Raw genomic sequence first — 25,657 nt, 5'->3', positions numbered from 1 at the left:
TTACATTGTCAGAACTGCCCTGCGTCCAGCAGAAATAGTGATTCGCTGCCAGCCTTCACCGACGCGCTCAACGAGTGAATACGCGGCAGCAGACGTGCGAAATAGAAGCGCGCCGTGCCCATCTTGCTCGCGTAGAAATCGTCCTGCGCTTCTTTGCCAAAAGCGGCCTTGGCCATCAGTGCCCACATGTACGCATACGCCACGTAACCAAATGCTTGCAGGTACTCGACCGAGGCAGCGCCGATTTCGTTCGGGTTGTTTTTCGCCCGATCCAGCAACCAGGCGGTCAGTTCGTCGAGGGTGGTCACCGCATCGTTCAGCGGTTTGGTGAACTCCACCAAGTCAGCGCTGGCGGTCGCAGTGAAATGACGGATCTCGTCGGCAAACAGATTGTAGAACGCGCCGCCGGTGCCAACGATCTTGCGGCCTACCAGGTCCAGCGCCTGAATGCCGTTAGTGCCTTCGTAGATCTGTGTGATGCGCACGTCGCGCACCAGTTGCTCCTGGCCCCACTCACGGATGTAACCGTGGCCGCCGAAAACCTGCTGGCCGTGAATGGTGGTTTCCAGACCCAGGTCGGTCAGGAACGCCTTGGCTACCGGGGTCAGCAAGGCCACCAAATCTTCCGCGCGTTTGCGGGTGATGGCGTCTTCGCTGAACTTGGCGGTATCCAGTTGCATGGCCACGTAAGTCGAAAAGGCACGACCGCCTTCGTTCGAGGCTTTCATGGTCAGCAACATGCGACGCACGTCCGGGTGGACGATGATCGGGTCAGCGACCTTGTCCTTGTTCTGCGCACCGGTCGGCGAACGGCTTTGCAGGCGGTCGCGGGCGTATTCGACGGCGTTCTGGTAGGAGCGCTCACCAGAGGCCAGGCCCTGGATACCGACGCCCAGACGCTCGTAGTTCATCATGGTGAACATCGCGGCCAGACCTTTGTTTGGCTCGCCGACCAGATAACCCACGGCCTCATCGAAGTTCATCACGCAGGTCGCAGAGGCCTGGATGCCCATCTTGTGTTCGATCGAACCGCAGGTCGCCGGGTTGCGCGCGCCCAGGGTGCCATCGGCATTGACCATGAACTTCGGCACCAGGAACAGCGAAATACCTTTCGGCCCCGCCGGTGCGTCCGGCAGTTTGGCCAATACCAGGTGAATGATGTTCTCGGTCAGGTCGTGCTCACCGCCGGTGATGAAGATCTTGGTGCCGCTGACTTTGTAGGACCCGTCGGCCTGAGGCTCGGCTTTGGTGCGGATGATGCCCAGGTCCGTACCGGCGTGTGGCTCGGTCAGGCACATGGAACCGGCCCAGACCCCGGCGTACATGTTCGGCAGGTACGCGGCTTTCAATTCTTCGCTGGCGTGGGCGTTGATCGACAGGCAGGCGCCCGCGGTCAGCATCGGGTACAGGCCGAACGACAGGCTGGCGGAGTTGACCATTTCTTCGACTTGCGCCGAAACGGCCTTGGGCATGCCCATGCCGCCGTAGGTCGGATCGCCGCCGACACCGACCCAACCGCCTTCAGCGTAAGTCTGATAAGCCTGTGGGAAACCTGCCGGCGTGGTGACGGCACCGTCCGCCCAATGGCAACCTTCTTCGTCAGCCGCACGGCTCAGGGGCGCGATGCTTTTGCTGGTGACCTTGCCGGCTTCTTCAAGAATGGCTTCGACCGTTTCAGCATCGACAGTCTCGGCCAGCGCAGGCAGCTCGGCCCAGAGTTTGGCGACCTCGAAAACTTCATTGAGGACGAAGCGCATATCGCGCAGGGGCGCTTTGTAGTCAGCCATGGCAAACCTCGCAAGATCTAAACAGGGTAATTCGTAGGAGTGGTGCTTTCGTTGAATTTGAGTGTAACCCAACAACTTTTACGACACATAGGGTCAGCACATGACCGTTTTGTTATTTTTAGTCACCGGAAAGCGAACCATTAAAGAAGCCCGCAACTAGGCGGGCTCTTTTACGTCTGCTTGAAACACTATAGTGCGAATAACTCCGCTGGCAGCTTCATCAGACAATCGCTGCCTGCCTCGATGGCCGCCCGGTGAGCCGCCGTGCGTGGCAGCAAACGCTTGAAGTAAAACTCGCTGGTCGCCAGTTTTGCCTGGCAGTAATCGGCATCGCCGCTGCCCGAATCCAGCTGCGCCTGAGCGACCAGCGCCATGCGCAGCCACAGATAGCCGAGGATGATGTAACCGCTGTACATCAGGTAATCCACCGACGCCGCGCCGACTTCATCCGGATTTTTCATCGCCGCCATGCCGACTTTGGTGGTCACCTCTCCCCACTGCTGATTCAGGTCGTCGAGCTGCGCCACGTAGCTGGCGAGTTGCGGGTGTCCGGCGTTTGCCGCACAGAACTTGTGGACGATTCTGGTGAACCCGCGCAGCAGTTTCCCCTGGCTGCCGAGGACTTTTCTGCCCAGCAAGTCCAGCGCCTGAATGCCGTTGGTGCCTTCGTAGATTGGTGCAATCCGGCAGTCGCGTACCAACTGCTCCATGCCCCATTCGCGGATGAAACCGTGACCACCGAACACCTGCATGCCGTGGTTGGTCACTTCCAGCCCGGTATCGGTCATGAAGGCTTTGCAGATCGGCGTGAGGAATGCCAGCAGGTCTTCGGCCTCCTGACGCGCCGTTTCATCCGCGCTCAGGTGCGCCACGTCGAGCAATTGCGCGGTGAAATAAGTCAGCGCCCGGTTGCCTTCGTTGAAGGCCTTCATGGTCAGTAACATCCTGCGCACATCAGGATGAACGATGATCGGATCGGCGGCTTTTTCCGGCGCTTTCGGGCCGGTCAGCGCGCGCATCTGCAAGCGATCATTGGCGTACTTGATCGCCCCTTGAAAGCTTGCCTCCCCCAGACACAAACCCTGCATGCCGGTGCCCAGCCGAGCATGGTTCATCATGGTGAACATGCAGTTCAGGCCCTTGTTCGGCTCACCGATCAAGAAGCCCTTGGCGTCGTCGAAGTTCAGCACGCAGGTAGCCGAGGCCTTGATGCCCATTTTGTGTTCGATCGAGCCGCAGGAAACACCGTTGCGCTCTCCCGCCTGACCTTCGTCGTTGGGTAGGAATTTAGGAACGATGAACAGGGAAATGCCCTTGGTCCCGGCCGGGGCGTCCGGCAGTTTCGCCAGCACCAGGTGAATGATGTTTTCACTCATGTCATGCTCGCCGGCGGAGATGAAGATCTTGCTGCCGGAAATCGCATAGCTGCCGTCGGCCGCAGGTACGGCGCGGGTTTTGATGATGCCCAGGTCGGTGCCGCAATGGGCTTCGGTCAGGCACATGGTGCCGGTCCATTGGCCGGCCGTGAGCTTGCTCAGGTAAGTCTGTTTCTGTTCCTCGGTGCCGTGGGCGTGGATTGCCGACATCGCGCCGTGGGTCAGACCGGGGTACATGCCCCAGGAGGTGTTGCTGGAGCCGACCATTTCGCTAATGACCAGCCCCAGCGAACTCGGCAACCCCTGGCCACCGTAAACCGGATCAGCCGCCAGACCGTGCCAGCCGCCTTCCACATATTGTGCGAAGGCTTGCTTGAAGCCTGTAGGCGTAGTCACCACGCCATTGTCGAAATGGCAGCCTTCTTCGTCGCCGCTGCGGTTCAGCGGTGCAAGAACGTTCTCACAGAATTTCGCACCTTCTTCGAGGATCGCATTGACCATGTCCGGGCTGGCATCAGTGGCACCCAGCGCGGCGTAGTTGCTGTGAAAATCGAAGACGTGGTCGATCAGAAAGCGCATGTCGCGCAGGGGAGCTTTGTACTCAGGCATGGTCATTTCTCCGGCAGCAGATTCCCCAAACCTACTGCCGCACACCCGGCCTCACAATCACAGTCCAGACGCTGAATGCGCCATCATCACTCAATCAGTAGCGGCGTCCATGCGCACCGCGCCACGACGGTTTTGACCGAACGCCACCACACAGTTGCGCCCCGCACCTTTGGCACTGTAGAGCGCCTCGTCAGCGGACTTGAGCACTTTCTCGGGGGTGCGCTGCTCCAGTCGTTCGGCCACGCCAATGCTGACGGTGACCGACACACTTGAGGCGCCCGAGCCTGCGCGACGTTGACGACCTTGCTGGTCGTCCTGAGGACGGCTGTCCTGATTGCGCAGTTGAATGTTGTAGGTGGCGATGGACTCGCGGATGACTTCCAGGTGCGGCATGCACTCTTCGAGAGTCTTGCCTGCGAATACCAAGGCGAATTCCTCACCGCCATAGCGATACGCCCTACCGCCGCCACCGATTTTCGACAGCTTGCTGGCGACCAATCGCAGTACCTGATCGCCGACATCGTGGCCGTGGGTGTCATTGAATTTCTTGAAGTGATCGACGTCGCTCATCGCCAGCACATAATTGCGCCCCAATCGCTGCATCCGCTCGTTCAAGGCGCGACGGCCCGGCAGGCCGGTAAGCTCGTCGCGGAAGGCCATTTGATAGGCCTCGTGGGCGACCGCTGCGGCAATCATCAACATCACCTGACTGCACATGATGTTCAGGGTAAACGGCAAGATGAAAGTTTTCGGCAACATCCAGAACAACCCGAGCAGGCCCACCAATTGGGCCGCATGCAAGGGTCTCGGGTTGCGCCAGTATTGCCAGGCCAGTAACGCAAACGAGGCGATGAACACGGGATAAGACAGCTGGATCAGACTCATCCAGGCGCCATGCAACGCTGGCCAACGGATCTCCGACAGCCACATCAACAGCGCCTGTGGGTAACTTTGTTCCAGTCCCAACGCTACGCTACCGAACGCCAGCAACACGGCGAAGCGCGCCACCATGTCCTGGAACAGGTGGGTGCGCTCCTGCCACGCGGCGAACACACCAAATAGCAGCGGCAGCAACAGGCAGCACAGATGGAAGACCACCGCGGCGTCTTCACGAACCTTGCCGTTGTCGCGGTAATAGTCGGTCTGGGTGTCGAGCAGGAAGTAGGCGATGTACACCGTGACCATCAGAAACAGCTCACGCTGACGTCGGTAAACCGCGCAGTAAGCACCGCCGAGCAACAACACCAGGGTTGGCAGTACGTTGAACAGCGAGGTGAAAAAAACGTTCAGATCCTTCACGTACGCAGCCGCCAGTCCCGCGAGCAAAAGCAGTAATGACGGCAGGAAATGGCTGAAACGTACAGCGGAAGAACGCGGCAAGGGGAAAGCTCCGACCCGGCAAATAAAGATGGCATTGTGCCTTCTCTTCGGGCGACATGTCATATCGCCACCCTCTTTAACGGCAGCAAAGACTTTCTTCTTAGCGTTTTAGTCAGGAAATATTTACCCGTAGATATCGCGCACAAAAAAGCCGCTGCTCCCGAGGAAGCAGCGGCTTTATGAAGCGACAGCGTGGGGCTTAGTAACCCAGCGCGAAGTCTTCTTCTTTCATGTCCATCAGGTTGTTGGCGCCCGACAGCATGGTCACAACGTGAGTGCGGGTACGCGGCAGGATGCGCTGGAAGTAGAAGCGCGCAGTCTGCAGCTTGGCGGTGTAGAACGCCGTTTCGGTGGTGCCGGCAGCCAGTTTTTCGGCAGCCAGGCGCGCCATGTCAGCCCAGAAGTAAGCCAGGCAGGCGTAACCGGAGTACATCAGGTAATCCACCGACGCCGCGCCGACTTCTTCGCGATCCTTCATGGCCGCCATGCCGACCTTCATGGTCAACTCGCCCCACTCTTTGTTCAGGGCAGCCAATGGCTCGACGAACTCTTTGACTGCGTCGTTGCCTTCGTTGGTCTGGCAGAACTTGTGGACGATCTTGGTGAAGCTTTTCAGAGCCTCGCCTTGAGTCATCAGCACTTTACGGCCCAGCAGATCGAGTGCCTGGATACCGGTGGTGCCTTCGTACAGCATCGAAATACGGCTGTCGCGAACGTTCTGCTCCATGCCCCACTCGGCGATGAAACCGTGGCCGCCGTAGATTTGCACGCCGTGGTTGGCGGATTCGAAGCCGACTTCAGTCATGAAGGCTTTGGCGATCGGCGTCATGAACGCCAGCAATGCGTCGGCCTTCTTCTTCTCTTCTTCGTCCACACCGTACTTGACGATGTCGACTTGCTTGGCGGTGAAGTAAACCATCGCACGGTTGCCTTCGGCGAACGCCTTCATGGTCAACAGCATGCGACGTACGTCAGGGTGAACGATGATCGGGTCAGCGGCTTTTTCCGGCGCTTTCGGGCCAGTCAGGGAGCGCATTTGCAGACGATCACGAGCGTATTTCAGACCGCCCTGGAAGCCGATCTCGGCGTGAGCCAGGCCTTGCAGCGCGGTACCCAGACGTGCGGTGTTCATGAAGGTGAACATGCAGTTCAGGCCTTTGTTCGCCGGGCCGATCAGGTAACCGGTGGCCGCGTCGAAGTTCATCACGCAGGTGGCGTTACCGTGGATACCCATCTTGTGTTCCAGGGAACCACAGGTCACAGCATTGCGTGCGCCGACCGTACCGTCTTCGTTCGGCATGAACTTGGGAACGATGAACAGCGAAATGCCTTTGGTGCCAGCCGGCGCATCCGGCAGACGTGCCAGCACGATGTGGACGATGTTGTCGGCCATGTCGTGTTCACCGGCCGAGATGAAGATTTTGGTGCCAGAGACTTTGTAGGAACCGTCGGCCTGAGGTTCAGCCTTGGTACGCAGCATGCCCAGGTCGGTGCCGCAATGCGGTTCGGTCAGGCACATGGTGCCGGTCCATTCGCCGGAAACCAGCTTGGTCAGGTAAGCCTCTTGTTGCTCAGGCGTGCCGTGCTCGGAAATGGTGTTCATCGCACCATGGGACAGGCCTGGGTACATGCCCCACGACCAGTTGGCTTCGCCAACCATTTCGCTGACGGCCAGACCCAGAGATTCCGGCAGGCCTTGGCCGCCGTGCTCTACGTCGTGGGCCAGGCTTGGCCAGCCGCCTTCGACGAATTGTTTGTAGGCTTCTTTGAAACCAGTCGGGGTTTTAACGCCGGACTCGCTCCAGGTGCAGCCTTCGGTGTCACCCACGCGGTTCAGCGGAGCCAGTACCTGCTCACAAAACTTGGCGCCTTCTTCGAGAATGGCATCAACCATGTCCGGAGTTGCGTCTGCGCAAGCTGGAAGGCTCTGATAGTGCGCTTCGTAGCCGAGCAGTTCGTCACGAACGAAGCGAATATCACGCAAGGGGGCCTTGTAGTCAGGCATAGCGATAAACCTCTGCTGATGTAACCGGGAATGAACGACCGCGTTGATTTGTTGTGGCGGTCAAACAGTTGTTTGAAACATACGTTTACGCCTAAATCTTGTCAAGCGCCGATCTTTTGCCGTTCGTCATCATCCGAGGCAAATGACCGATCCACAGCCACGCAACACCTCCGTCGCCTGAGCAAACGCTGTGCAGAAAAGATTAGTTGAGCGAGAAGGACTTACGCAGAAAAACGCCGCGAATATTCGCGGCGTTGGGGGTACGGATTCAGCGAGGATTCAAGCGTAGGTATCAATCAGCGTACCGAGCATTTCGTCGGATGCCTTGGCGACTTTGACACCCAGTTCAACCTGAAATTTGCCTTGGGACATCTCGACCATATTACTGGCCAGGTCCGACTGCTGACTGCGATCCACTGAACGCAGACGATCAACCTGAGCGTCGGAAGACTGGCTGGTCACCGAACGCTCGATCGTCGTGTTGGCGATCTGGCCAGAGGCCTGATCCACACGGTTCTGCCCTGTCTGAATAGTGCTCAGACCGGGATAAAAAGCGGTATTTCCTGAGATTTCCATGGCAGAACTCGTCCTACAAAGGATCAACAGCGGCCATTGAACCAGACCCACTGCCAAAAGGCCCGACAAAAACCCTAATAGCACAGTGCCTTGTCATAGTTAAAACCCCGTGTCAGAAAACTCAGTCCAGCAGATCCAGTTGCAGATGCTCCGCCACCGCTTCAGCCGTCACCAACTTGAGTTTCGGCACACGCCCCAGGCACGGCGCCGGGATCCGCTCAGCGAGTGTCGCGAGGTTTTCTTCCAGACGCGAAGTCTTCGGATCGATGATATTGGCCACCCACCCCGCCAACTGCAAACCGTCCTGAGCGATCGCCTCAGCCGTCAGCAGCGCATGGTTGATGCAACCCAGGCGCACGCCCACCACCAGGATCACCGGCAGACCCAGCGCCATCGCCAGGTCCGACAGGTTGTCCTGATCCGCCAAAGGCACTCGCCAGCCGCCAGCACCTTCGATCAAGGTGAAGTCCGCCTGCATATCGAGGATCTCCCGCATCGGCGTCAACAGTGATTGCACCGTCAATGCCACGCCGGCCTCCCGCGCTGCCAGATGCGGCGCGATCGGCGGTTCGAACGCCATAGGGTTGACCTGAGCATAAGTCAAAGGCACTGAGCACTCCGCCAGCAACGCCAACGCATCGGCATTGCGCAAGCCCTTGGGTGTCACATCGCATCCTGAGGCGACCGGTTTGCCCGCCGCCGTGCTCAAACCGGCCGAGCGCGCGGCATACAGCAAAGCGGCGGCAATGGTGGTCTTGCCGACATCGGTATCAGTACCGGTGATGAAATAGGCTGCGCTCATAAGGGTTTCTCCAACACGGCGTAGACCACTTGATAAGTCGCCGGCAATCCTTCGGCCTGACGAAACCGCTCATAAGCCTCGATCAAACCGAGGATCCGCGCCCTGCCGGTCAAACCACCCGGCCGACCGGGGTTCAAGTTGTGGGCACCCAGCGCCTTCAATTCATGGGTCAGGCTGCGCACATCCGGGTAATGCAACACGTGCGGTCGAACTTGCAGACTCGCGACGCTCAACCCACTGTCCGCGCAAAGCTGTTGATAAACCCCGAACTCGCGGAAGCGGTTGACGTGCACCATGCCATCCACCTGTCGCCAGCTGTCACGCAGCTCGAACAGTGTGCCTACGCACAGACTAGCAAACGCGAAAATTCCGCCTGGTTTCAACACCCGATTGGCTTCACTGAGCACCGAAGCGAAGTCCGCGCACCACTGCACCGCCAGGCTGGAGAAGATCAGGTCGCAGGTCGAATCCTGCAATGGCAACCGCTCGGCATCGCCTGCGATGAAATGCGTTGCGCCACCTAACGGCCGGGCGTGATTGAGCATGCCTTCGGCGATGTCCATTGCCAGGCCGTGACTTGCAGGAAATCGCTCGCCCAATGCACGACTGAAATGCCCGGTGCCGCAGCCCAGGTCGAGCCAGACACCCGGCACGAAGTCCTCCGGCAAACGACTCGACAATTCGCCGCCCACGTCGCGCTGCAATTCGGCCACGCTGTCGTAGCTTGCCGCCGCACGGGAAAAAGATGCCGCGACCTGGCGTTTGTCGGGCAAACCACCGGGCAGGTTGGGAAGGGATAAATCAGTCATCACCGGACTCATGCAAAAAGGCCTGGATCGCCCCCGCCACACCGTGAGGGTCTTCCAGAAGAAACGCGTGACTGGCCTGCTCGATCAGACCAATTTCAACATCCGGCAGCAATGTCAGCAGGTCGCTTGCCGCTTCGGCTGGAACCAGCCCATCAAGACCTGCGAACACATGCAGTTGCGGGCCGCGGAACGCTTGCAAAGCCTGACGGGTATCCAGTTGTGCGAGCAATTCCAGGCCGCTCATCAGCACCTCGGCCGAAGTGTGTGGGGCGCCACCGAGCAACAGCCGAGACAATCCGCGCGGGTCTTCGGCCCCCTGAGCGCAGAGCAGCGAGAAACGCTTCAATGTCATGCGCGGATCAGCCTTGCAGCCGGCCAGAAACGCATCGAAGGTTTCAGCCGGCATCGCACTCGGCCATTGCTCATGGGCGACAAAAGAAGGATTGCTCGCCAGGGTCAGCAAGCCGCAGCAGCGATCGCCGCGCCGCGCCGCCAACTCTGAAGCGAGCATGCCGCCCAGCGACCAGCCGCCGAGCCAGGCGTCCTGAGGCACCGTCGAATCCAGCTCATCGAGCCACTCTTCAAGATCGCTCGATTGCAGTTCCGGCAACGGCTCGATTTCGACCCGCAAGTGTTCATCCAGTCCTTGCAACGCTGCCGCCAAGGGCTCCAGGGGAGAAATGCCGAGCCCCCAGCCGGGCAGCAGAATCAGACGATCACGCATGGCTTGGCTCCGGTCCCAGTTGTTGAAAACAATCGGCCAGTCCATTTAACAATAGCTGTACCTGCGCCTCGCTGTGGGCGGCGGTCAGGGTTACCCGCAGTCGGGCGCTGCCGGCGGGCACGGTCGGGGGACGGATCGCAGTGACCATCAGACCGCGTTCGCGCAGCATCTGCGACAGTCGAACCGCACGCCCGGCATCGCCGATCATGATCGGCTGGATCGGCGTGAAGCTGTCCATCAACTCCAGGCCGATCTGCTCGGCCCCGTGGCGGAATTGGCGGATCAACGTTTTCAGATGTTCCCGTCGCCAGTGCTCGGTACGCAGCAACTCAAGGCTTTTCAGCGTCGCGCAGGCCAGCGCCGGCGGCTGGCTGGTGGTGTAAATGTAGGGACGGGCGAACTGGATCAGGCTCTCGATCAGCTCTTCGCTGCCCGCCACAAAAGCCCCGGCGGTGCCGAACGCCTTGCCGAGGGTGCCGACAAGCACCGGCACATCCTCCTGGCTCAAACCGAAATGCTCGACGATTCCGCCGCCATTGGCACCCAGCGGACCGAAGCCGTGAGCGTCATCAACCATCAACCATGCACCTTTGGCCTTGGCTTCCCGCGCCAGCGCCGGCAGGTCGGCGATGTCGCCGTCCATGCTGAACACGCCGTCGGTGACCACCAGGGTATTGCCGGTCGCCTTCTCGAGACGCTTGGCCAGACTCACCGCGTCGTTGTGCAAATAGCGATTGAAGCGCGCTCCCGACAACAGACCCGCATCCAGCAAGGACGCGTGATTGAGCCGGTCTTCCAGCACCGTATCGCCCTGCCCGACCAGCGCGGTGACCGCGCCAAGGTTGGCCATGTAACCGGTGGTGAACAACAGCGCGCGCGGGCGACCGGTGAACTCGGCGAGGGCTTCTTCCAGTGCGTGATGTGGGCTGCTATGGCCGATGACCAAATGCGACGCCCCGCCGCCGACACCCCAGCGGGTCGCACCGGCGCGCCAGGCTTCGATCACTTGCGGGTGATTGGCCAGGCCCAGGTAGTCGTTGTTACAGAACGCCAGCAACGGCTGACCATCGACCACTACTTCCGGGCCTTGGGGGCTTTCGAGCAATGGGCGTTGGCGGTAGAGATTTTCGGCACGACGGGCAGCAAGGCGCGCGCTGAGATCGAAAGACATGCAGGCCTCGACTATCAAATGACACATGTCCCCTGTGGGAGCGGGCTTGCCCGCGATGGCGTCGGTCCAGTCGACATCAATGTTGAATGTAAGTCCGTCATCGCGGGCAAGCCCGCTCCCACAGGGTTTTGCATTCCTTCAGAAAGATCCGTGGAGGCTTCAGACGGCAGCGTTATAGAACTGCGAGCTGCTCTTCTGCTCAACCAGCGCTTGTTCGATCGCCGCCTGATGGACTTCGTCAGCGTGCTCTTCGCGCGCTTCCGGCAGGATGCCCAGGCGCGAGAACAGTTGCATGTCCTTGTCGGCTTGCGGGTTGGCGGTGGTCAGCAGTTTTTCACCGTAGAAAATCGAATTCGCGCCAGCAAAGAACGCCAGGGCCTGCATCTGCTCGTTCATCGCTTCGCGGCCGGCGGACAGGCGCACGTGGGATTGCGGCATCAGGATACGGGCGACAGCCAGCATGCGGATGAAGTCGAACGGGTCGATATCGTCAGCATTTTCCAGCGGCGTACCGGCGACTTTCACCAGCATGTTGATCGGCACCGATTCCGGGTGTTCCGGCAGGTTGGCCAGCTGGATCAGCAGATTGGCGCGATCATCAAGCGACTCGCCCATGCCGAGGATGCCGCCGGAGCAGATCTTCATCCCGGATTCACGCACGTAGGCCAGCGTTTGCAGGCGCTCGCTGTAAGTGCGGGTGGTGATGATGCTGCCGTAGAACTCCGGCGAGGTATCGAGGTTGTGGTTGTAGTAATCGAGGCCGGCGTCTGCCAGGGCGACTGTCTGGTCCTGATCGAGACGACCGAGGGTCATGCAGGTTTCCAGGCCCATGGCTTTCACGCCTTTGACCATTTCCAGCACGTAAGGCATGTCTTTGGCCGACGGATGTTTCCACGCCGCACCCATGCAGAAGCGGGTCGAACCGATGGCCTTGGCGCGAGCGGCCTCTTCGAGGACCTTCTGCACTTCCATCAGCTTTTCTTTTTCCAGGCCGGTGTTGTAGTGACCGGACTGAGGACAATATTTGCAATCTTCCGGGCAGGCACCGGTCTTGATCGACAGCAGCGTCGACACCTGGACCCGATTGGCGTCGAAATGCGCGCGATGCACCGTCTGCGCCTGGAACAACAGGTCATTGAATGGCTGAACGAAGAGTGCTTTGACTTCGGCCAAAGACCAGTCATGACGCAGGGTTGCAGTGGTGCTGGCGCTCATGGGCGTTTCCTTTGTTTTATGCTTGGCAAGCGGCTGGGGGAATGGAATACCCACAGACGCGACACGGATGTTCGGCATATTTAAGGAAGACTCATGCGCTGTCAACCACGATACGAGGGACCGGTTTACATCTGGTTAAAAAACAACCAGACCTGTTTGCTTTGCGCAGAACCCGCCGATGAATGCACACCCCTCTGCATGGCCTGTGAAACAGAGCTGCCCTGGCTTGGCGATCAATGCCAAACCTGCGCCCTGCCGTTACCTGCCGCTGGTCTGACCTGCGGCCAATGCCTGAAACACCCACCAGCTTTTGAACGGGTCGCCACGCCCTGGACTTACAGCTTTCCGGTGGACACGTTGATCACACGCTTCAAACACGCTGCGAAGTGGCCGTTTGGTCGCCTGCTCGCCGAACTTCTCGCTCAGTTCCTGCAACATCGCTTTGATGAAGACCTGAATCGACCCGATGTACTCATCCCGGTTCCGCTCGCCGCCAAACGCCTGCGTAAACGGGGTTTCAACCAGGCCGCGATGCTCGCCCGCTGGCTCAGTACCAGCCTCGACATTCCGTGCGATGAAACGTTGTTGCTGAGGATTCAGGACACCAGCGCTCAACAGGACCTGAATGCCGAGGCCCGCAAAAAGAACCTGCGCAACGCCTTCGCCCTGACGCCCGATGCGTGTATCAAGGGTCGTCATCTAGCGTTAGTGGACGATGTGTTGACCACCGGCGCCACGGCCCAAGCCCTGGCTCGCCTGCTGATGGACGCCGGCGCCGCCCGGGTTGACGTCTATTGTCTGGCCCGCACACCCAAACCCGGCGATGCGCCCTGATTCAGTGGCATTCAAGGTAGGAACGAGCCTGCTCGCGATGACGGTCGATCCGTCACATCTATGGTGAAGTTGATGACCTCATCGCGAGCAGGCTCACTCCTACAAGGATATGACCCGACTTGACTCCCGGGCTCCCAGCCGCCAACGTCCTTTCCATCGCCCCAGCCCAAAGCGCCCTGCCATGTCCTTGCCTACGTTGTTGTCGCAGCACATTGTCCGTCGCCCGCAACGCATCGCGTTGCTGCAACACATCGCCGAACAGGGCTCGATCACCCGCGCCGCGAAAAGCGCGGGGCTGAGTTACAAAGCGGCCTGGGACGCCATCGACGAGCTGAACAACCTCGCGCAAAAGCCGTTGGTGGAGCGCAGTGTCGGCGGCAAGGGCGGCGGTGGCGCCAAACTCTCCAGCGAAGGCGAGCGCGTATTGCGCCTGTATCAAAAGCTGCAAGCCTTGCAGGCTCAGGTGCTGGAAGCCGCCGAGGATGCCAGCGATCTTGACCTGCTCGGCCGACTGATGCTCAGAACCAGCGCGCGCAATCAACTGCATGGCAAGGTAGCGGCGATTGATAACCAAGGGCACAACGACCGTATTCGTCTTGAATTGGCCGAAGGCTTGAGCATTGATGCGCAGATCACTCACGACAGCACCCTGCGCCTGGAGCTGGAAACCGGCACCGAAGTGGTTGCACTGATCAAGGCCGGTTGGCTGGAGTTGCTGGGCATCGATCAAGTGGCAACACCCGGCAACAACTGCCTGAAAGGCATCATCGAAGTAATTCTCGACGCCGAGGACGGCCCCAGCGAAGTGCGCATCGGCTTGTCCAATGGCCAGACACTCTGCGCACTGGCCGAACCGCTGCACTTGAGAACCCTCGATCTGGCCGCCGATAAACCGGTGCGGGTGCAGTTCGCGCCATCCAACGTTTTGCTCGGTACACCGCTTTGAAACACAAGTGTCATTAACGCTCATTAAGGTGACTGCAAAAACCAGCAGGGAGCCTGATGTGAGCCTATTAGAAGACAACCAATCCACCGACCTCGAGAACATGGTCGGCCTTAGCCGTCGAGGCTTCATCAGCGCCGGCGCCCTTTGCGGTGCAGCGATGTTCCTGGGCGGCAACCTGCTGAGCCGCAGCGTGCTGGCCGCCAGCGTCAGCGCCGGTTCCAGCAAACTGTTGGGTTTTGCCAGTATTCCCGCCGCCACCAGCGACGCCATCACCCTGCCGCCAGGTTACAAATCTTCGGTATTGATCAGTTGGGGCCAACCCCTGCAGAAGAACGGTCCGGCATTCGACCCAAGCGGCAACGGCACGGCCGAGCATCAGGAAGTCCAGTTCGGCGACAACAACGACGGCATGAGCCTGTTCGAATTTCCCGACGACAACAACCGGGCGCTGATGGCGATCAACAACGAATACACCAACTATCGCTACCTCTATCCACACGGCGGCATGCCGCAGTCGGCTGCTGACGTGCGCAAGGCTCTGGCCTGTGAAGGCGTGTCGGTGATCGAAGTGCAGAGCAAGAACGGCCAGTGGCATTTCGTCCAGGGTTCGCGCTACAACCGGCGCATTCACGGCAACGCGCCGATCAACCTGAGCGGTCCGGCCGCCGGCCACGCGCTGCTGAAAACCAGCGCTGATCCGCACGGCAAAAACGTCCTTGGCACCTTCCAGAACTGCGCCAACGGCAAGACGCCGTGGGGCACGTATCTGACCTGCGAAGAAAACTTCACCGACTGCTTTGGCAGCAGCAATGCCGAACAGAAGTTCGACGCCGCGCAAAAACGCTACGGCGCAGTAGCGGCCAGTAAAGAGATCAACTGGCATCAACACGACGAGCGTTTCGACCTGGCGAAAAACCCCAACGAACTCAACCGTCACGGCTGGGTTGTGGAAATCGACCCGTTCGATCCGCAATCGACGCCAGTCAAACGCACCGCGCTGGGCCGCTTCAAACATGAAAACGCCGCCCTGGCCGAAACCAGTGACGGTCACGCCGTGGTGTACATGGGCGACGATGAGCGCGGCGAGTTCATTTACAAATTTGTCAGCCGCGACAAGGTCAACCACAAAAACCCCAAGGCCAACCGCGACCTGCTGGATCACGGCACTTTGTACGTGGCGCGCTTCGACGCGGGCGACGGCAATGCCGATCACCCGAAAGGCCAGGGCGAGTGGATCGAACTGACCCATGGCAAAAACGGCATCGACGCCAGCAGCGGTTTCGCCGATCAGGCCGAGGTGTTGATTCACGCCCGCCTCGCCGCCAGTGTGGTGAAAGCTACACGCATGGACCGCCCGGAATGGATCGTCGTCAGTCCCAAGGATGGCCAGGTTTACTGCACGCTGACCAACAACGCCAAGCGTGGCGAGGACGGGCAACCGGTGAACGGGCCGAACCCGCGCGAGAAAAACGTCTACGGGCAGATTTTGCGCTGGCGCACTGACCGTGACGATCACGGTTCGAAAAGCTTTGCCTGGGATCTGTTTGTGGTCGCTGGCAACCCGAGCGTCCACGCCGGCACGCCGAAGAGTGGTTCATCGAACATCACACCGCAGAACATGTTCAACAGCCCGGACGGCTTGGGATTCGACAAGGCTGGGCGGTTGTGGATTCTGACCGATGGCGATTCGAGCAACGCAGGCGACTTCGCGGGCATGGGCAATAACCAGATGCTCTGCGCTGACCCGGTCACCGGGGAGATCCGCCGCTTCATGGTCGGGCCAGTGGGCTGCGAGGTGACGGGGATCAGCTTTTCGCCGGATCAGAGGACTTTGTTTGTCGGGATTCAGCATCCGGGGGAGAACGGCGGATCGACGTTCCCTGAGCATCTGCCGAATGGCAAACCGCGGTCTTCGGTGATGGCGATTTCCCGGGAAGATGGCGGCATCGTCGGCGCCTGATAAAAGTCCCCCCCCTGGTGATCGTTCCCATGCTCCGCGTGGGAATGCAGCCCGGGACGCTCTGCGTCCCAGAAACGGACGCGGAGCGTCCGGTGAGGCATTCCCACGCAGAGCGTGGGAACGATCCCATGGGAACGATCCCCCTAAAGAAGCCCCGTCTGCGCTACCATGCTTGGCCGGACGCGGCAGCCTGCTGCGCGCAGGAGTCAGCATGGCCCACCCGTTTGCAACGCTCACCCCAGACCTCGTGCTCGATGCCGTCGAAAGCATCGGCTTTCTCAGTGACGCGCGCATTCTGGCGCTCAACAGCTACGAGAACCGTGTCTATCAGGTCGGTATCGAAGACTGCGAGCCGCTGATCGCCAAGTTCTACCGCCCGCAGCGCTGGACCAACGAAGCGATTCTCGAAGAACACCAGTTCACCTTCGAACTCGCCGAGTGCGACGTGCCGGTAGTGGCGCCGATGATTCACAACGGTGCCAGCCTGCATGAACACGCCGGGTTTCGTTTCACCCTGTTCCCCCGCCGCGGTGGCCGTGCGCCGGAGCCGGGCAATCTCGATCAGCTGTATCGACTGGGGCAACTGCTCGGTCGCCTGCACGCGGTCGGCTCTACCAAACCGTTCGAACACCGCGAAGCGCTGGGTGTGAAAAACTTCGGTCATGACTCGCTGACCACATTGCTCGAAGGCAATTTCGTACCCAAAAGCCTGCTGCCCGCCTACGAGTCCGTCGCCCGCGACCTGCTCAAGCGGGTGGAAGAGGTCTACAAGGCAACGCCGCACAAGAACATCCGCATGCACGGCGACTGCCATCCCGGCAACATGATGTGCCGCGACGAGATGTTCCACATCGTCGACCTCGACGACTGCCGCATGGGTCCTGCGGTGCAGGACATCTGGATGATGCTGGCGGGTGACCGTCAGGAATGTCTCGGTCAGTTGTCGGAATTGATGGACGGCTACAGTGAGTTCCACGACTTCGATCCGCGGGAACTGGCGCTGATCGAACCACTGCGCGCCCTGCGCCTGATGCACTACAGCGCCTGGCTCGCCCGCCGCTGGGACGACCCGGCGTTCCCGCACAGTTTTCCGTGGTTCGGCAGTGAACGGTATTGGGGCGACCAGGTGTTGGCCTTGCGCGAACAACTGGCTGCGCTCAACGAAGAACCGTTGAAGCTCTTCTGACGAACACAAATCCCCATGTGGGAGCGGGCTTGCTCGCGAATACGGTTTCACATTCAACAGTGATGCTGAATGAACTACCGCTTTCGCGAGCAGGCTCGCTCCCACAGTTGTTTGTGTTCACAAATAACCAACCTAATCAGGTAGGACATCCGTAGACAATTCTCCTTACAATCCCCTCTTTGTTAGCTGCCTAAGCAAGGATTCTGCATGCAAGCCGCCAACCCGCGTCGCGGGTACATTCTGGGCCTGAGTGCCTACATCATCTGGGGCCTGTTCCCGCTCTACTTCAAAGCCATCGCCAGCGTGCCCGCCGTGGAGATCATCATCCACCGAGTGCTCTGGTCCGCGCTGTTCGGCGCCTTGCTGCTGATGGTGTGGAAACATCCGGGCTGGTGGCGCGAGTTGCGTGACAACCCGAAACGCCTGGCGATCCTGGCCCTGAGTGGCACATTGATCGCGGCCAACTGGCTGACCTACGTCTGGTCGGTGAACAACGGGCGCATGCTCGAAGCCAGTCTCGGTTACTACATCAACCCGCTGGTGAACGTGCTGCTGGGCATGTTGATCCTTGGCGAACGACTGCGGCGCATGCAATGGCTGGCGGTTGGCCTGGCGGCGGTCGGCGTCGCCCAGCAGGTCTGGCAAGTTGGCAGTCTGCCGTGGGTGTCGTTGGTGCTGGCACTGACCTTCGGTTTCTACGGATTGATCCGCAAGCAGGCACCGGTCAAGGCGCTGCCGGGTCTGGTGGTGGAAACCTGGATGCTGGTGCCGATTGCGATTGCCTGGCTGCTTTTCAATCAGACGGCCACCAGCGCTCAGCCCGAGTTCTGGACTACGTCTGAAGCCTGGTGGCTGGTGGCCGCGGGTCCGGTGACGCTGGTGCCGCTGGTGTGTTTCAACGCCGCCGCACGGCATTTGCCCTACACGACGCTGGGCTTTCTCCAGTACCTGGCGCCGACGCTGGTGCTGTTGCAAGCCGTGCTGCTGTTTGGCGAGCATTTGTCGTCGAGCACACTGGTTGCGTTCATCTTTATCTGGGCGGGCCTGGCGATTTACAGCGTCGACGCGTGGATAAGTATGCGTCGTCGCCGCTGATCAAAAAACACACAAACCTCTACAGGCCACGGCTACCGTGGCCTGCATCGATCCTTCCCAAGGTTATCCACAACGTGATCCCCGGCGTTTGTGCGCAAGTCACTGAAACTGCTGGTTTTTTGATCAACTCCTGAAGAAGCCCGGTCGACGTGGCCTGGAGGATGGTCTCTACAGGTTATCCACAGGCAGGTGCACGTATAACTTGGATAACCTGTTCAGGGTTCGCTGCGCAGCACCAATTCGACCATCAAATCATCCGCCAGGGTTTCCAGGCGCGATTGCAGCACGTCCAGGGACAACGTCAGCGGCACGGCGAGAATCGCTTCGGCGTGGAACAAAGGCTCGCTGCTCATCGGTGCCGGACGTACTTCGGTCACCAGACGCTCCAGGTTCACCCCCTGCTCACTCAGCAGACGCGTGATGTCGCGTACGATCCCCGGGCGGTCATTGCCCACCAATTCCATGGCTATGGGTTTCCAGGTGCAGGATTGCTCGATGCCGCTTTCGGCAATCAGTACACGAATGCCGTGGGCGGACAACGCCTGTAGGGCATCGACCAATTCATCGTAGGCCTCGGCCGGCACGCCCACGCGAAGAATCCCGGCGAACTGCCCGGCCATGCGCGACATGCGGCTTTCCAGCCAGTTACCGCCGTGCTCGGCGATGCATTGGGCAATGCGCTCGACCTGCCCAGGCTTGTCCGGAGCGAAAACAGTGAGTACGAGGTGGTCCATGGCGCAGCCCTCTTGTCATGACTTTTGTTATAGAAAAGCAAGTATAGGCAAGGGACCGGAATCAGCCCGGCACTACTTTTTTGTGGCGAGGGAGCTTGCTCCCGCTGGGGCGCGAAGCGGCCCCCTGAATAGCCCAGACGGACCGCTTTCGCTGATTTTGCGACTGCTGCGCAGCCGAGCGGGAGCAAGCTCCCTCGCCACAAAAGCAAGGCCCCATAGCAGGGCAATGAAGATTATGTGTACAAGTTTTTATATTTAACTGGAACAATCCAATAGTTTTTTGAGAACATCCCGTTCCCCGACGTGACCGCAATGCGTCATGGCGTCGCAGAACGACGTATTTAGTCTAATTTTCACAAGCGCAATTCATCATGTAGTATGCCGCAGCGCGCACTACATAACGCTGGATCGATGTCTGCCGCAGGTACAGCCACAACCTGAAAGCCCCGTCAGCACGGCCTCAACGCCGTTGATTGGTCATAACCCAGCCGCCCGCAATGGCATGTACTGGTCAACAGGTTTGTGGTTTAAATGCCAGAGGCTTCATTGTTAAATTGAAGAGCTGAAAAGCGAAATAGCTGAGCAGAGTGAGGCAAGCAATGACTGAACACGTTCAAGTCGGTGGCCTGCAGGTCGCCAAAGTCCTGTTCGACTTCGTGAACAACGAAGCCATTCCCGGTACCGGCCTCACCGCCGATAAGTTCTGGGCCGGTGCCGACAAGGTCATTCATGACCTGGCGCCGAAGAACAAAGCCCTACTCGCCAAACGCGATGATATCCAGGCTCGTATCGATGCCTGGCACCAGGCTCGTGCAGGTGTTGCGCACGATGCGGTGGCCTACAAAGCCTTCCTGCAAGACATCGGTTATCTGCTGCCAGAAGCGGCTGATTTCCAGGCAACGACGCAAAACGTCGATGACGAAATCGCCCGCATGGCCGGTCCACAGCTGGTGGTTCCGGTGATGAACGCCCGTTTCGCGCTCAATGCCTCGAACGCCCGTTGGGGTTCGCTGTATGACGCGCTCTACGGCACCGATGCCATCAGCGAAGCTGACGGCGCGGAAAAAGGCAAAGGCTACAACAAGGTTCGCGGCGACAAGGTCATCGCCTTCGCCCGCGCCTTCCTCGACGAAGCGGCGCCATTGGCTGCTGGCTCTCACGTCGATTCCACCGGCTACAAGATCGTTGACGGCAAACTGGTGGTCGCCCTTAAAGGCGGCAGCAATACCGGCCTGCGCAACGATGCACAGCTGATCGGTTTCCACGGCGATACAGCCGCACCGACCGCGATCCTGCTGAAAAACAACGGCCTGCATTTCGAAATCCAGGTCGACGCCAGCACCCCGGTCGGCCAGACCGACGCTGCCGGCCTCAAAGACATCCTGATGGAAGCCGCACTGACCACCATCATGGACTGCGAAGACTCCGTCGCCGCCGTCGATGCCGATGACAAAGTGGTGATCTACCGCAACTGGCTCGGCCTGATGAAGGGCGATCTGTCGGAAGAAGTCTCCAAGGGCGGTCAGACCTTTACCCGCACCATGAACGCCGACCGCACTTATACCGGTGTCGATGGTAAAGAACTGAGCCTGCATGGTCGTTCGCTGCTGTTCGTGCGCAACGTCGGTCACCTGATGACCATCGACGCGATCCTCGATAAAGACGGCAACGAAGTACCCGAAGGCATCCTCGACGGCCTGGTCACCAGCCTCGCAGCGATCCACAGCCTCAACGGCAACAACTCGCGCAAGAACAGCCGTACCGGCTCGGTCTACATCGTGAAACCGAAGATGCACGGCCCGGAAGAAGCCGCGTTCACCAACGAGCTGTTCGGTCGCATCGAAGAAGTGCTCGGCTTGCCACGTAACACGCTGAAAGTCGGGATCATGGACGAGGAACGCCGTACCACGGTCAACCTCAAGGCCTGCATCAAGGCTGCCAGCGAGCGTGTAGTGTTCATCAACACCGGTTTCCTCGACCGTACCGGCGATGAAATCCACACCTCCATGGAAGCCGGCCCGATGGTGCGCAAGGCGGACATGAAGGCCGAGAAGTGGATCGGCGCCTACGAGAACTGGAACGTCGACATCGGTTTGAGCACCGGCCTGCAAGGTCGCGCGCAGATCGGTAAAGGCATGTGGGCGATGCCGGACCTGATGGCTGCGATGCTCGAACAGAAAATCGCTCACCCGCTGGCCGGTGCCAACACTGCCTGGGTTCCATCGCCGACCGCTGCCGCACTGCACGCACTGCATTACCACAAGGTCGACGTGTTCGCCCGTCAGGCTGAGCTGGCCAAACGTGCGCGCGCTTCGGTGGATGACATCCTGACCATCCCGCTGGCCGTCAATCCGGACTGGACTGCAGAGCAGATCAAGAACGAACTGGACAACAACGCCCAGGGCATTCTCGGTTATGTGGTGCGCTGGATCGACCAGGGCGTGGGCTGTTCGAAAGTGCCGGACATCAATGATGTCGGCCTGATGGAAGACCGTGCGACGCTGCGTATTTCCAGCCAGCACATCGCCAACTGGCTGCGTCACGGCATCGTCACCGAAGATCAGGTCATGGAAAGCCTCAAGCGCATGGCGCCAGTGGTTGACCGTCAGAACGCCAATGACCCGCTGTACCGTCCGCTGGCCCCGAACTTCGACAGCAACATCGCCTTCCAGGCGGCGGTCGAACTGGTGGTCGAAGGCACGAAGCAGCCGAACGGCTACACCGAGCCGGTCCTGCACCGTCGTCGCCGCGAGTTCAAGGCTGCCAATGGCCTGTAACTAAGCGCTGACGCCGGACAAAAAAATGCCCTGATCGAAAGATCAGGGCATTTTTGTTTGGGAACGATCACCTACACATCCATTCCCAACTCATGCTTGACCAGCGCCAACAGCTTGTCGGTATCGATAGGCTTGAGCAGAAAATCCACCACACTCAAATGCATCGCTTCGATGGCGTCTTTCACATCGGCGTCGCCGGAGACAATGATGATCGGCAACGCCGCCCGCACCGACTCACGTACCTGACGGATCAGATCCAGGCCATCGACATTGCCCATGCGTAAGTCAGTGATCATCAAACCGATTGAAAGCTTTTTCAGTTCAGCTTCATCAACCAACATCTTGAGTGCAGTTTCGCCACTTGCTGCGGTAATGCATCGAACCCCACCGAGTTCCAGAATCTGCGACAACAACTCCCGCGCGTCTCTATCATCGTCAACGATCAATACCCTTTGCGTCGGCAGGGCAGGTTCCAGCATGAGGGCACTCAGCGCCTCGCGCTCGGCGTCACTCAAAATATCGTGGTCGGACATGGCTTACTCTACGATTTCATTTCTATTCCCTAGCACATCCGTCAGACATCGCTAAGCAGGCCTTCAATGTGCACTTCGTCGGAAAAATTTCCTATAGCCAATGTAGGAGGTTTTTCGCACAGTTGCGTCAGACATTTCCCAAATACCTACAGCTTCACGTCCTACCTAGACTTACGTCCAATGGGCACCCCGCGCGCAGGGGCCGACCATGGCTGAGTCATCCGACAACAACAATCAAAAGACTGCGGTAATGGTTATGAGTAAAGAGGATGCCTTCACACAGGCAGGGAAAACCGCGGTGTTGCAGAACATCCAGGGCACTTTGCAGTTCCTTCAGCGCTTCCCGCCCTTCAATCAAATGGAACACGCTCACCTGGCGTACCTGGTCGAGCAGTGCCAGCTGCGTTTTTATGCGCCCGGCGAGAGCATCCTCAAGCCCGCCGACGGTCCGGTCGAGCATTTCTACATCGTCAAGCAAGGCCGCGTCGTGGGAGAACGCCCGCATACGGCCAAGGGCGGCACCGAAACCACCTTTGAAATCACCACCGGCGAGTGTTTCCCCCTCGCCGCGCTGCTGGGTGAGCGCGCGACGCGCACCGAACATCTGGCCTCCGAAGACACCTTTTGCCTACAGCTGAACAAGCTGGCGTTCATCAAACTGTTCGCGCTTTCCAACGCATTTCGCGACTTTGCCCTACGCGGCGTGAGCAGCCTGCTGGATCAGGTCAACCAGCAAGTCCAGCAAAAAGCCGTGGAAACCCTCGGCACCCAGTACTCGCTCAACACCCGCCTGGGCGAATTGGCCATGCGTCATCCAGTGACCTGCAGCCCGACTACGCCACTGCGTGAAGCCGTGACCCTGATGCATGAGCAGCAGGTCGGCAGCATTGTGGTGGTCGACGAAGATAAAGCGCCGTTGGGGATTTTCACCCTGCGCGACTTGCGTCATGTGGTGGCCGACGGCACTGACGATTTCAACGAAGCCATCGAGCGCCACATGACCCGGGCGCCGTTTTTCCTGTCGCCGGACCACAGCGCCTTCGATGCGGCAATTGCCATGACCGAACGGCACATCGCCCACGTCTGCCTGGTGAAAGATCATCGCCTGTGCGGCGTGGTTTCGGAACGTGATCTGTTTTCCCTGCAACGGGTCGATCTGGTGCATCTGGCGCGGACCATCCGCAGCGCCCAGAAAGTGGAAAACCTGGTCGCGATGCGCGGCGAAATCGGTCAACTGGTGGAGCGCATGCTGGCCCACGGCGCTTCTTCAACCCAGATCACGCACATCATCACCCTGCTCAATGACCACACTGTATGCCGGGTGATCGAACTGACCCTCGCCGAGAAAGGCGACCCCGGCATTGCGTTCAGTTGGCTGTGCTTCGGTAGCGAAGGTCGCCGCGAACAGACGCTGCATACCGATCAGGACAACGGCATTCTGTTCGAAGCCCGGGACGCGGCCCACGCCGCCGAGATTCGCGGCAAATTGCTGCCCATCGCCCAGCAGATCAACCAGAGCCTGGCGCTCTGCGGTTTCACCCTGTGCAAGGGCAACATCATGGCCGGCAACCCTGAGCTGTGCCTGTCCCGTGCCGAATGGTCCCGACGTTTTGCCGCGTTTATCCGCGAAGCCACACCGGAGAACCTGTTGGGTTCGAGCATTTATTTCGACTTGCGGGTGGTCTGGGGCGACGAGCAAGGCTGCGAGCAGCTGCGTCAGGGCATTCTCGATCAGGTGAATGACAACCGCCTGTTCCAGCGAATGATGGCCGAGAACGCCCTGCGCAACCGTCCGCCCGTAGGACGTTTCCGTGAGTTCGTACTGGCTCGCAAGAATGGTGAGAAAGCCACCCTTGATTTGAAAGTCCAGGGACTGACGCCGTTTGTCGACGGTGCCCGACTGCTCGCCCTGGCCCATGGCATCGAGGTGAACAACACGCTGGAGCGCTTTCGCCAACTGGTGGACAAAGAAGTCATCGAACGGCTGGACGGTGCGGCGTACGAAGAGGCCTATCATTTCATCCAGCAAACCCGCATGCAGCAACATCAGCTACAGACTCGGGAGAACTTGCCCTACTCCAACCGGGTCGATCCGGACAGCCTCAATCATCTGGATCGACGGATCCTGCGTGAATCCCTGCGCCAGGCCCAACGCCTGCAAAGCAGCCTGGCCTTGAGGTATCAGCTATGAGCCTGTTTTCATGGCTGCGTCCGGCAGGTCCCAGCCTTCCCTGCGACCTTCAACAACGCCTGCAACGCTTGCCCTCGGCGGCAGAGCTGGGCGAATGCAGCCTGCGCGAACAACGCTGGGTGGTGCTCGACCTGGAAACCACCGGGCTGAACCTGAACAAGGATCGAGTGTTGTCCATCGGCGCGGTGGTGATCGAGGACGGGGCGATCGACTTCAGCCAGCAGTTCGAACGCACGTTGCAATGCGCCGACATGAAGTTGGCGCCCAGTGTGTTGATCCATGGCCTGGGGCCAAGTGCGATTGCCGCGGGCAGTGATCCGGCTCAGGCCCTGGTCGAGTTCATGGAATTCGTCGGCGACAGCCCGGTGCTGGCGTTTCATGCGCCGTTCGATCAGCACATGCTCGGGCGCGCGCTGAAAGATCATCTGGGCTACAAGTTGCAGCATCCGTTTCTGGATGTGGCTGATATCGCGCCGCTGCTTTGCCCTCAGGCGCACATTCGCGATGCCGGGCTGGATCAGTGGATCGACTGGTTCAAACTCGAAGTGTTCGAGCGCCACAATGCCAGTGCCGATGCGTTGGCCACCGCTGAGTTGGCGTTGATTTTGTTCAGTCGGGCGCGGCAGTTGCAGATCCATAGCCCGTTGAATCTGCAGCAGCGCGTGAATCAGTGGAAACGGCGCCAGCACACACACTCCTTCTGACACGCATCGCGATCCTTTGTAGCAGCCGCCGAAGGCTGCGTCCGGCTGCGCAGCAGTCGTCAAACCGGCCACCACGGTCTGCCTGATGCACCGCATTCGCTGTTTTTACGACTGCTTCGCAGCCGGACGCAGCCTTCGGCAGCTGCTACAAGGTTCGATGCCGGGTCCAGAATCCTGGTTATCCCCACCCGACCAGCGCCAATTGCTTACCTCCCCCGCCTCTGCCACAATCGCGAACAATTC

The 25,657-nt window shown here is 59.6% G+C and carries 20 protein-coding genes; 8 read left to right on the top strand and 12 right to left on the bottom strand.

All coding sequences use genetic code 11. The annotated features are described in order from the left end of the window. Window positions 1–8: 8 nt before the first annotated feature. The 10 genes from ACQ4OB_RS15500 to bioB all read right to left on the bottom strand — a co-directional run bounded on the left by ACQ4OB_RS15500 (window position 9) and on the right by bioB (window position 12,454). The gene (locus ACQ4OB_RS15500) at window positions 9–1,787 is read right to left on the bottom strand and encodes an acyl-CoA dehydrogenase C-terminal domain-containing protein (protein ID WP_430955998.1); all 1,779 of its coding nucleotides are present in this window, start codon (window positions 1,785–1,787) and stop codon (window positions 9–11) included. A gap of 188 nt (window positions 1,788–1,975) precedes the next feature. Further along, window positions 1,976–3,772, bottom strand: coding sequence for an acyl-CoA dehydrogenase C-terminal domain-containing protein (locus ACQ4OB_RS15495; protein ID WP_430955997.1), 1,797 nt, complete (start codon window positions 3,770–3,772; stop codon window positions 1,976–1,978). Window positions 3,773–3,862: 90 nt separating this feature from the next. Then, entirely contained in the window at window positions 3,863–5,152 is a 1,290-nt protein-coding gene (locus ACQ4OB_RS15490) for a GGDEF domain-containing protein (RefSeq protein WP_074871439.1), read from the bottom strand. Window positions 5,153–5,351: 199 nt separating this feature from the next. Further along, window positions 5,352–7,157 (bottom strand): phenylacyl-CoA dehydrogenase, encoded by a 1,806-nt coding sequence (locus tag ACQ4OB_RS15485; protein WP_074871442.1) that lies wholly within the window; start codon window positions 7,155–7,157, stop codon window positions 5,352–5,354. A 279-nt stretch (window positions 7,158–7,436) separates the two neighbouring features. After that, a complete protein-coding gene (locus ACQ4OB_RS15480) occupies window positions 7,437–7,733 on the bottom strand; it encodes a pyrroloquinoline quinone biosynthesis protein PqqE (protein WP_074871445.1) in 297 nt (98 codons plus the stop codon). A gap of 121 nt (window positions 7,734–7,854) precedes the next feature. Next, on the bottom strand, window positions 7,855–8,535 hold the full coding sequence (bioD, locus tag ACQ4OB_RS15475; protein WP_074871447.1) for a dethiobiotin synthase: 681 nt from the start codon (window positions 8,533–8,535) through the stop codon (window positions 7,855–7,857). After that, a complete protein-coding gene (bioC, locus tag ACQ4OB_RS15470; RefSeq protein ID WP_074871449.1) occupies window positions 8,532–9,344 on the bottom strand; it encodes a malonyl-ACP O-methyltransferase BioC in 813 nt (270 codons plus the stop codon). Before bioC ends, bioD begins: the two co-directional genes overlap by 4 nt. Next, the gene (locus ACQ4OB_RS15465) at window positions 9,337–10,068 is read right to left on the bottom strand and encodes an alpha/beta fold hydrolase (protein WP_430955996.1); all 732 of its coding nucleotides are present in this window, start codon (window positions 10,066–10,068) and stop codon (window positions 9,337–9,339) included. Before ACQ4OB_RS15465 ends, bioC begins: the two co-directional genes overlap by 8 nt. Further along, on the bottom strand, window positions 10,061–11,239 hold the full coding sequence (bioF, locus tag ACQ4OB_RS15460) for an 8-amino-7-oxononanoate synthase (RefSeq protein ID WP_430955995.1): 1,179 nt from the start codon (window positions 11,237–11,239) through the stop codon (window positions 10,061–10,063). The genes ACQ4OB_RS15465 and bioF overlap by 8 nt, the downstream gene beginning before the upstream one ends. 159 nt (window positions 11,240–11,398) lie before the next feature. Then, the gene (gene bioB / locus ACQ4OB_RS15455; RefSeq protein ID WP_074871455.1) at window positions 11,399–12,454 is read right to left on the bottom strand and encodes a biotin synthase BioB; all 1,056 of its coding nucleotides are present in this window, start codon (window positions 12,452–12,454) and stop codon (window positions 11,399–11,401) included. Between the two features lie 93 nt (window positions 12,455–12,547). Between bioB and ACQ4OB_RS15450 the strand changes: the two genes are divergently transcribed. From ACQ4OB_RS15450 to rarD, 5 genes are all read left to right on the top strand, one after another. Next, on the top strand, window positions 12,548–13,288 hold the full coding sequence (locus ACQ4OB_RS15450; RefSeq protein WP_074871456.1) for a ComF family protein: 741 nt from the start codon (window positions 12,548–12,550) through the stop codon (window positions 13,286–13,288). Between the two features lie 181 nt (window positions 13,289–13,469). Then, window positions 13,470–14,234, top strand: a complete 765-nt coding sequence (locus ACQ4OB_RS15445; protein ID WP_074871458.1) for a TOBE domain-containing protein — start codon at window positions 13,470–13,472, stop codon at window positions 14,232–14,234. Between the two features lie 58 nt (window positions 14,235–14,292). Beyond that, on the top strand, window positions 14,293–16,194 hold the full coding sequence (locus ACQ4OB_RS15440; protein ID WP_430955994.1) for a PhoX family protein: 1,902 nt from the start codon (window positions 14,293–14,295) through the stop codon (window positions 16,192–16,194). 211 nt (window positions 16,195–16,405) lie between these two features. Continuing rightward, complete coding sequence (locus ACQ4OB_RS15435) at window positions 16,406–17,380, top strand: serine/threonine protein kinase (protein WP_074871461.1); 975 nt, start codon at window positions 16,406–16,408, stop codon at window positions 17,378–17,380. A gap of 207 nt (window positions 17,381–17,587) precedes the next feature. Beyond that, window positions 17,588–18,475, top strand: coding sequence for an EamA family transporter RarD (gene rarD, locus ACQ4OB_RS15430; protein ID WP_430955993.1), 888 nt, complete (start codon window positions 17,588–17,590; stop codon window positions 18,473–18,475). A gap of 215 nt (window positions 18,476–18,690) precedes the next feature. On the opposite strand, the gene ACQ4OB_RS15425 is transcribed toward rarD, so the two are convergent. Further along, window positions 18,691–19,209 (bottom strand): glycine cleavage system protein R, encoded by a 519-nt coding sequence (locus tag ACQ4OB_RS15425; protein WP_007947710.1) that lies wholly within the window; start codon window positions 19,207–19,209, stop codon window positions 18,691–18,693. A gap of 599 nt (window positions 19,210–19,808) precedes the next feature. Here ACQ4OB_RS15425 and ACQ4OB_RS15420 point away from each other — a divergent pair. After that, complete coding sequence (locus ACQ4OB_RS15420) at window positions 19,809–21,986, top strand: malate synthase G (protein ID WP_074871464.1); 2,178 nt, start codon at window positions 19,809–19,811, stop codon at window positions 21,984–21,986. Between the two features lie 71 nt (window positions 21,987–22,057). Here the strand turns inward: ACQ4OB_RS15420 and ACQ4OB_RS15415 are convergent, their stop codons facing one another. Next, entirely contained in the window at window positions 22,058–22,519 is a 462-nt protein-coding gene (locus ACQ4OB_RS15415) for a response regulator (RefSeq protein ID WP_074871465.1), read from the bottom strand. Window positions 22,520–22,769: 250 nt separating this feature from the next. Here ACQ4OB_RS15415 and ACQ4OB_RS15410 point away from each other — a divergent pair, with 250 nt between their 5' ends. Together ACQ4OB_RS15410 and ACQ4OB_RS15405 are read left to right on the top strand one after the other, a co-directional pair. Then, the gene (locus ACQ4OB_RS15410) at window positions 22,770–24,710 is read left to right on the top strand and encodes a putative nucleotidyltransferase substrate binding domain-containing protein (RefSeq protein ID WP_074880389.1); all 1,941 of its coding nucleotides are present in this window, start codon (window positions 22,770–22,772) and stop codon (window positions 24,708–24,710) included. After that, entirely contained in the window at window positions 24,707–25,414 is a 708-nt protein-coding gene (locus ACQ4OB_RS15405; protein ID WP_430955992.1) for a 3'-5' exonuclease, read from the top strand. Before ACQ4OB_RS15410 ends, ACQ4OB_RS15405 begins: the two co-directional genes overlap by 4 nt. Window positions 25,415–25,657: the final 243 nt, after the last annotated feature.

Source organism: Pseudomonas sp. ES4, assembly GCF_050586665.1.
In the GTDB taxonomy this organism is placed as follows: Bacteria; Pseudomonadota; Gammaproteobacteria; order Pseudomonadales; family Pseudomonadaceae; genus Aquipseudomonas; species Aquipseudomonas frederiksbergensis.
Note: the sequence above shows the minus strand (reverse complement) of the source record. Positions and strands in the feature narration are given on the sequence as shown.

What these genes read in the sequence shown, in the direction of transcription:
- ACQ4OB_RS15500 (WP_430955998.1), bottom strand. Translation starts at nt 1,787, where the DNA reads ATGGCTGACTACAAAGCGCCCCTGCGCGATATGCGCTTCGTCCTCAAT.
- ACQ4OB_RS15495 (WP_430955997.1), bottom strand. Translation starts at nt 3,772, where the DNA reads ATGCCTGAGTACAAAGCTCCCCTGCGCGACATGCGCTTTCTGATCGAC.
- ACQ4OB_RS15485 (WP_074871442.1), bottom strand. Translation starts at nt 7,157, where the DNA reads ATGCCTGACTACAAGGCCCCCTTGCGTGATATTCGCTTCGTTCGTGAC.
- ACQ4OB_RS15480 (WP_074871445.1), bottom strand. Translation starts at nt 7,733, where the DNA reads ATGGAAATCTCAGGAAATACCGCTTTTTATCCCGGTCTGAGCACTATT.
- bioD (WP_074871447.1), bottom strand. Translation starts at nt 8,535, where the DNA reads ATGAGCGCAGCCTATTTCATCACCGGTACTGATACCGATGTCGGCAAG.
- bioC (WP_074871449.1), bottom strand. Translation starts at nt 9,344, where the DNA reads ATGACTGATTTATCCCTTCCCAACCTGCCCGGTGGTTTGCCCGACAAA.
- ACQ4OB_RS15465 (WP_430955996.1), bottom strand. Translation starts at nt 10,068, where the DNA reads ATGCGTGATCGTCTGATTCTGCTGCCCGGCTGGGGGCTCGGCATTTCT.
- bioF (WP_430955995.1), bottom strand. Translation starts at nt 11,239, where the DNA reads ATGTCTTTCGATCTCAGCGCGCGCCTTGCTGCCCGTCGTGCCGAAAAT.
- bioB (WP_074871455.1), bottom strand. Translation starts at nt 12,454, where the DNA reads ATGAGCGCCAGCACCACTGCAACCCTGCGTCATGACTGGTCTTTGGCC.
- ACQ4OB_RS15450 (WP_074871456.1), top strand. Translation starts at nt 12,548, where the DNA reads ATGCGCTGTCAACCACGATACGAGGGACCGGTTTACATCTGGTTAAAA.
- ACQ4OB_RS15445 (WP_074871458.1), top strand. Translation starts at nt 13,470, where the DNA reads ATGTCCTTGCCTACGTTGTTGTCGCAGCACATTGTCCGTCGCCCGCAA.
- ACQ4OB_RS15435 (WP_074871461.1), top strand. Translation starts at nt 16,406, where the DNA reads ATGGCCCACCCGTTTGCAACGCTCACCCCAGACCTCGTGCTCGATGCC.
- rarD (WP_430955993.1), top strand. Translation starts at nt 17,588, where the DNA reads ATGCAAGCCGCCAACCCGCGTCGCGGGTACATTCTGGGCCTGAGTGCC.
- ACQ4OB_RS15425 (WP_007947710.1), bottom strand. Translation starts at nt 19,209, where the DNA reads ATGGACCACCTCGTACTCACTGTTTTCGCTCCGGACAAGCCTGGGCAG.
- ACQ4OB_RS15420 (WP_074871464.1), top strand. Translation starts at nt 19,809, where the DNA reads ATGACTGAACACGTTCAAGTCGGTGGCCTGCAGGTCGCCAAAGTCCTG.
- ACQ4OB_RS15415 (WP_074871465.1), bottom strand. Translation starts at nt 22,519, where the DNA reads ATGTCCGACCACGATATTTTGAGTGACGCCGAGCGCGAGGCGCTGAGT.
- ACQ4OB_RS15410 (WP_074880389.1), top strand. Translation starts at nt 22,770, where the DNA reads ATGGTTATGAGTAAAGAGGATGCCTTCACACAGGCAGGGAAAACCGCG.
- ACQ4OB_RS15405 (WP_430955992.1), top strand. Translation starts at nt 24,707, where the DNA reads ATGAGCCTGTTTTCATGGCTGCGTCCGGCAGGTCCCAGCCTTCCCTGC.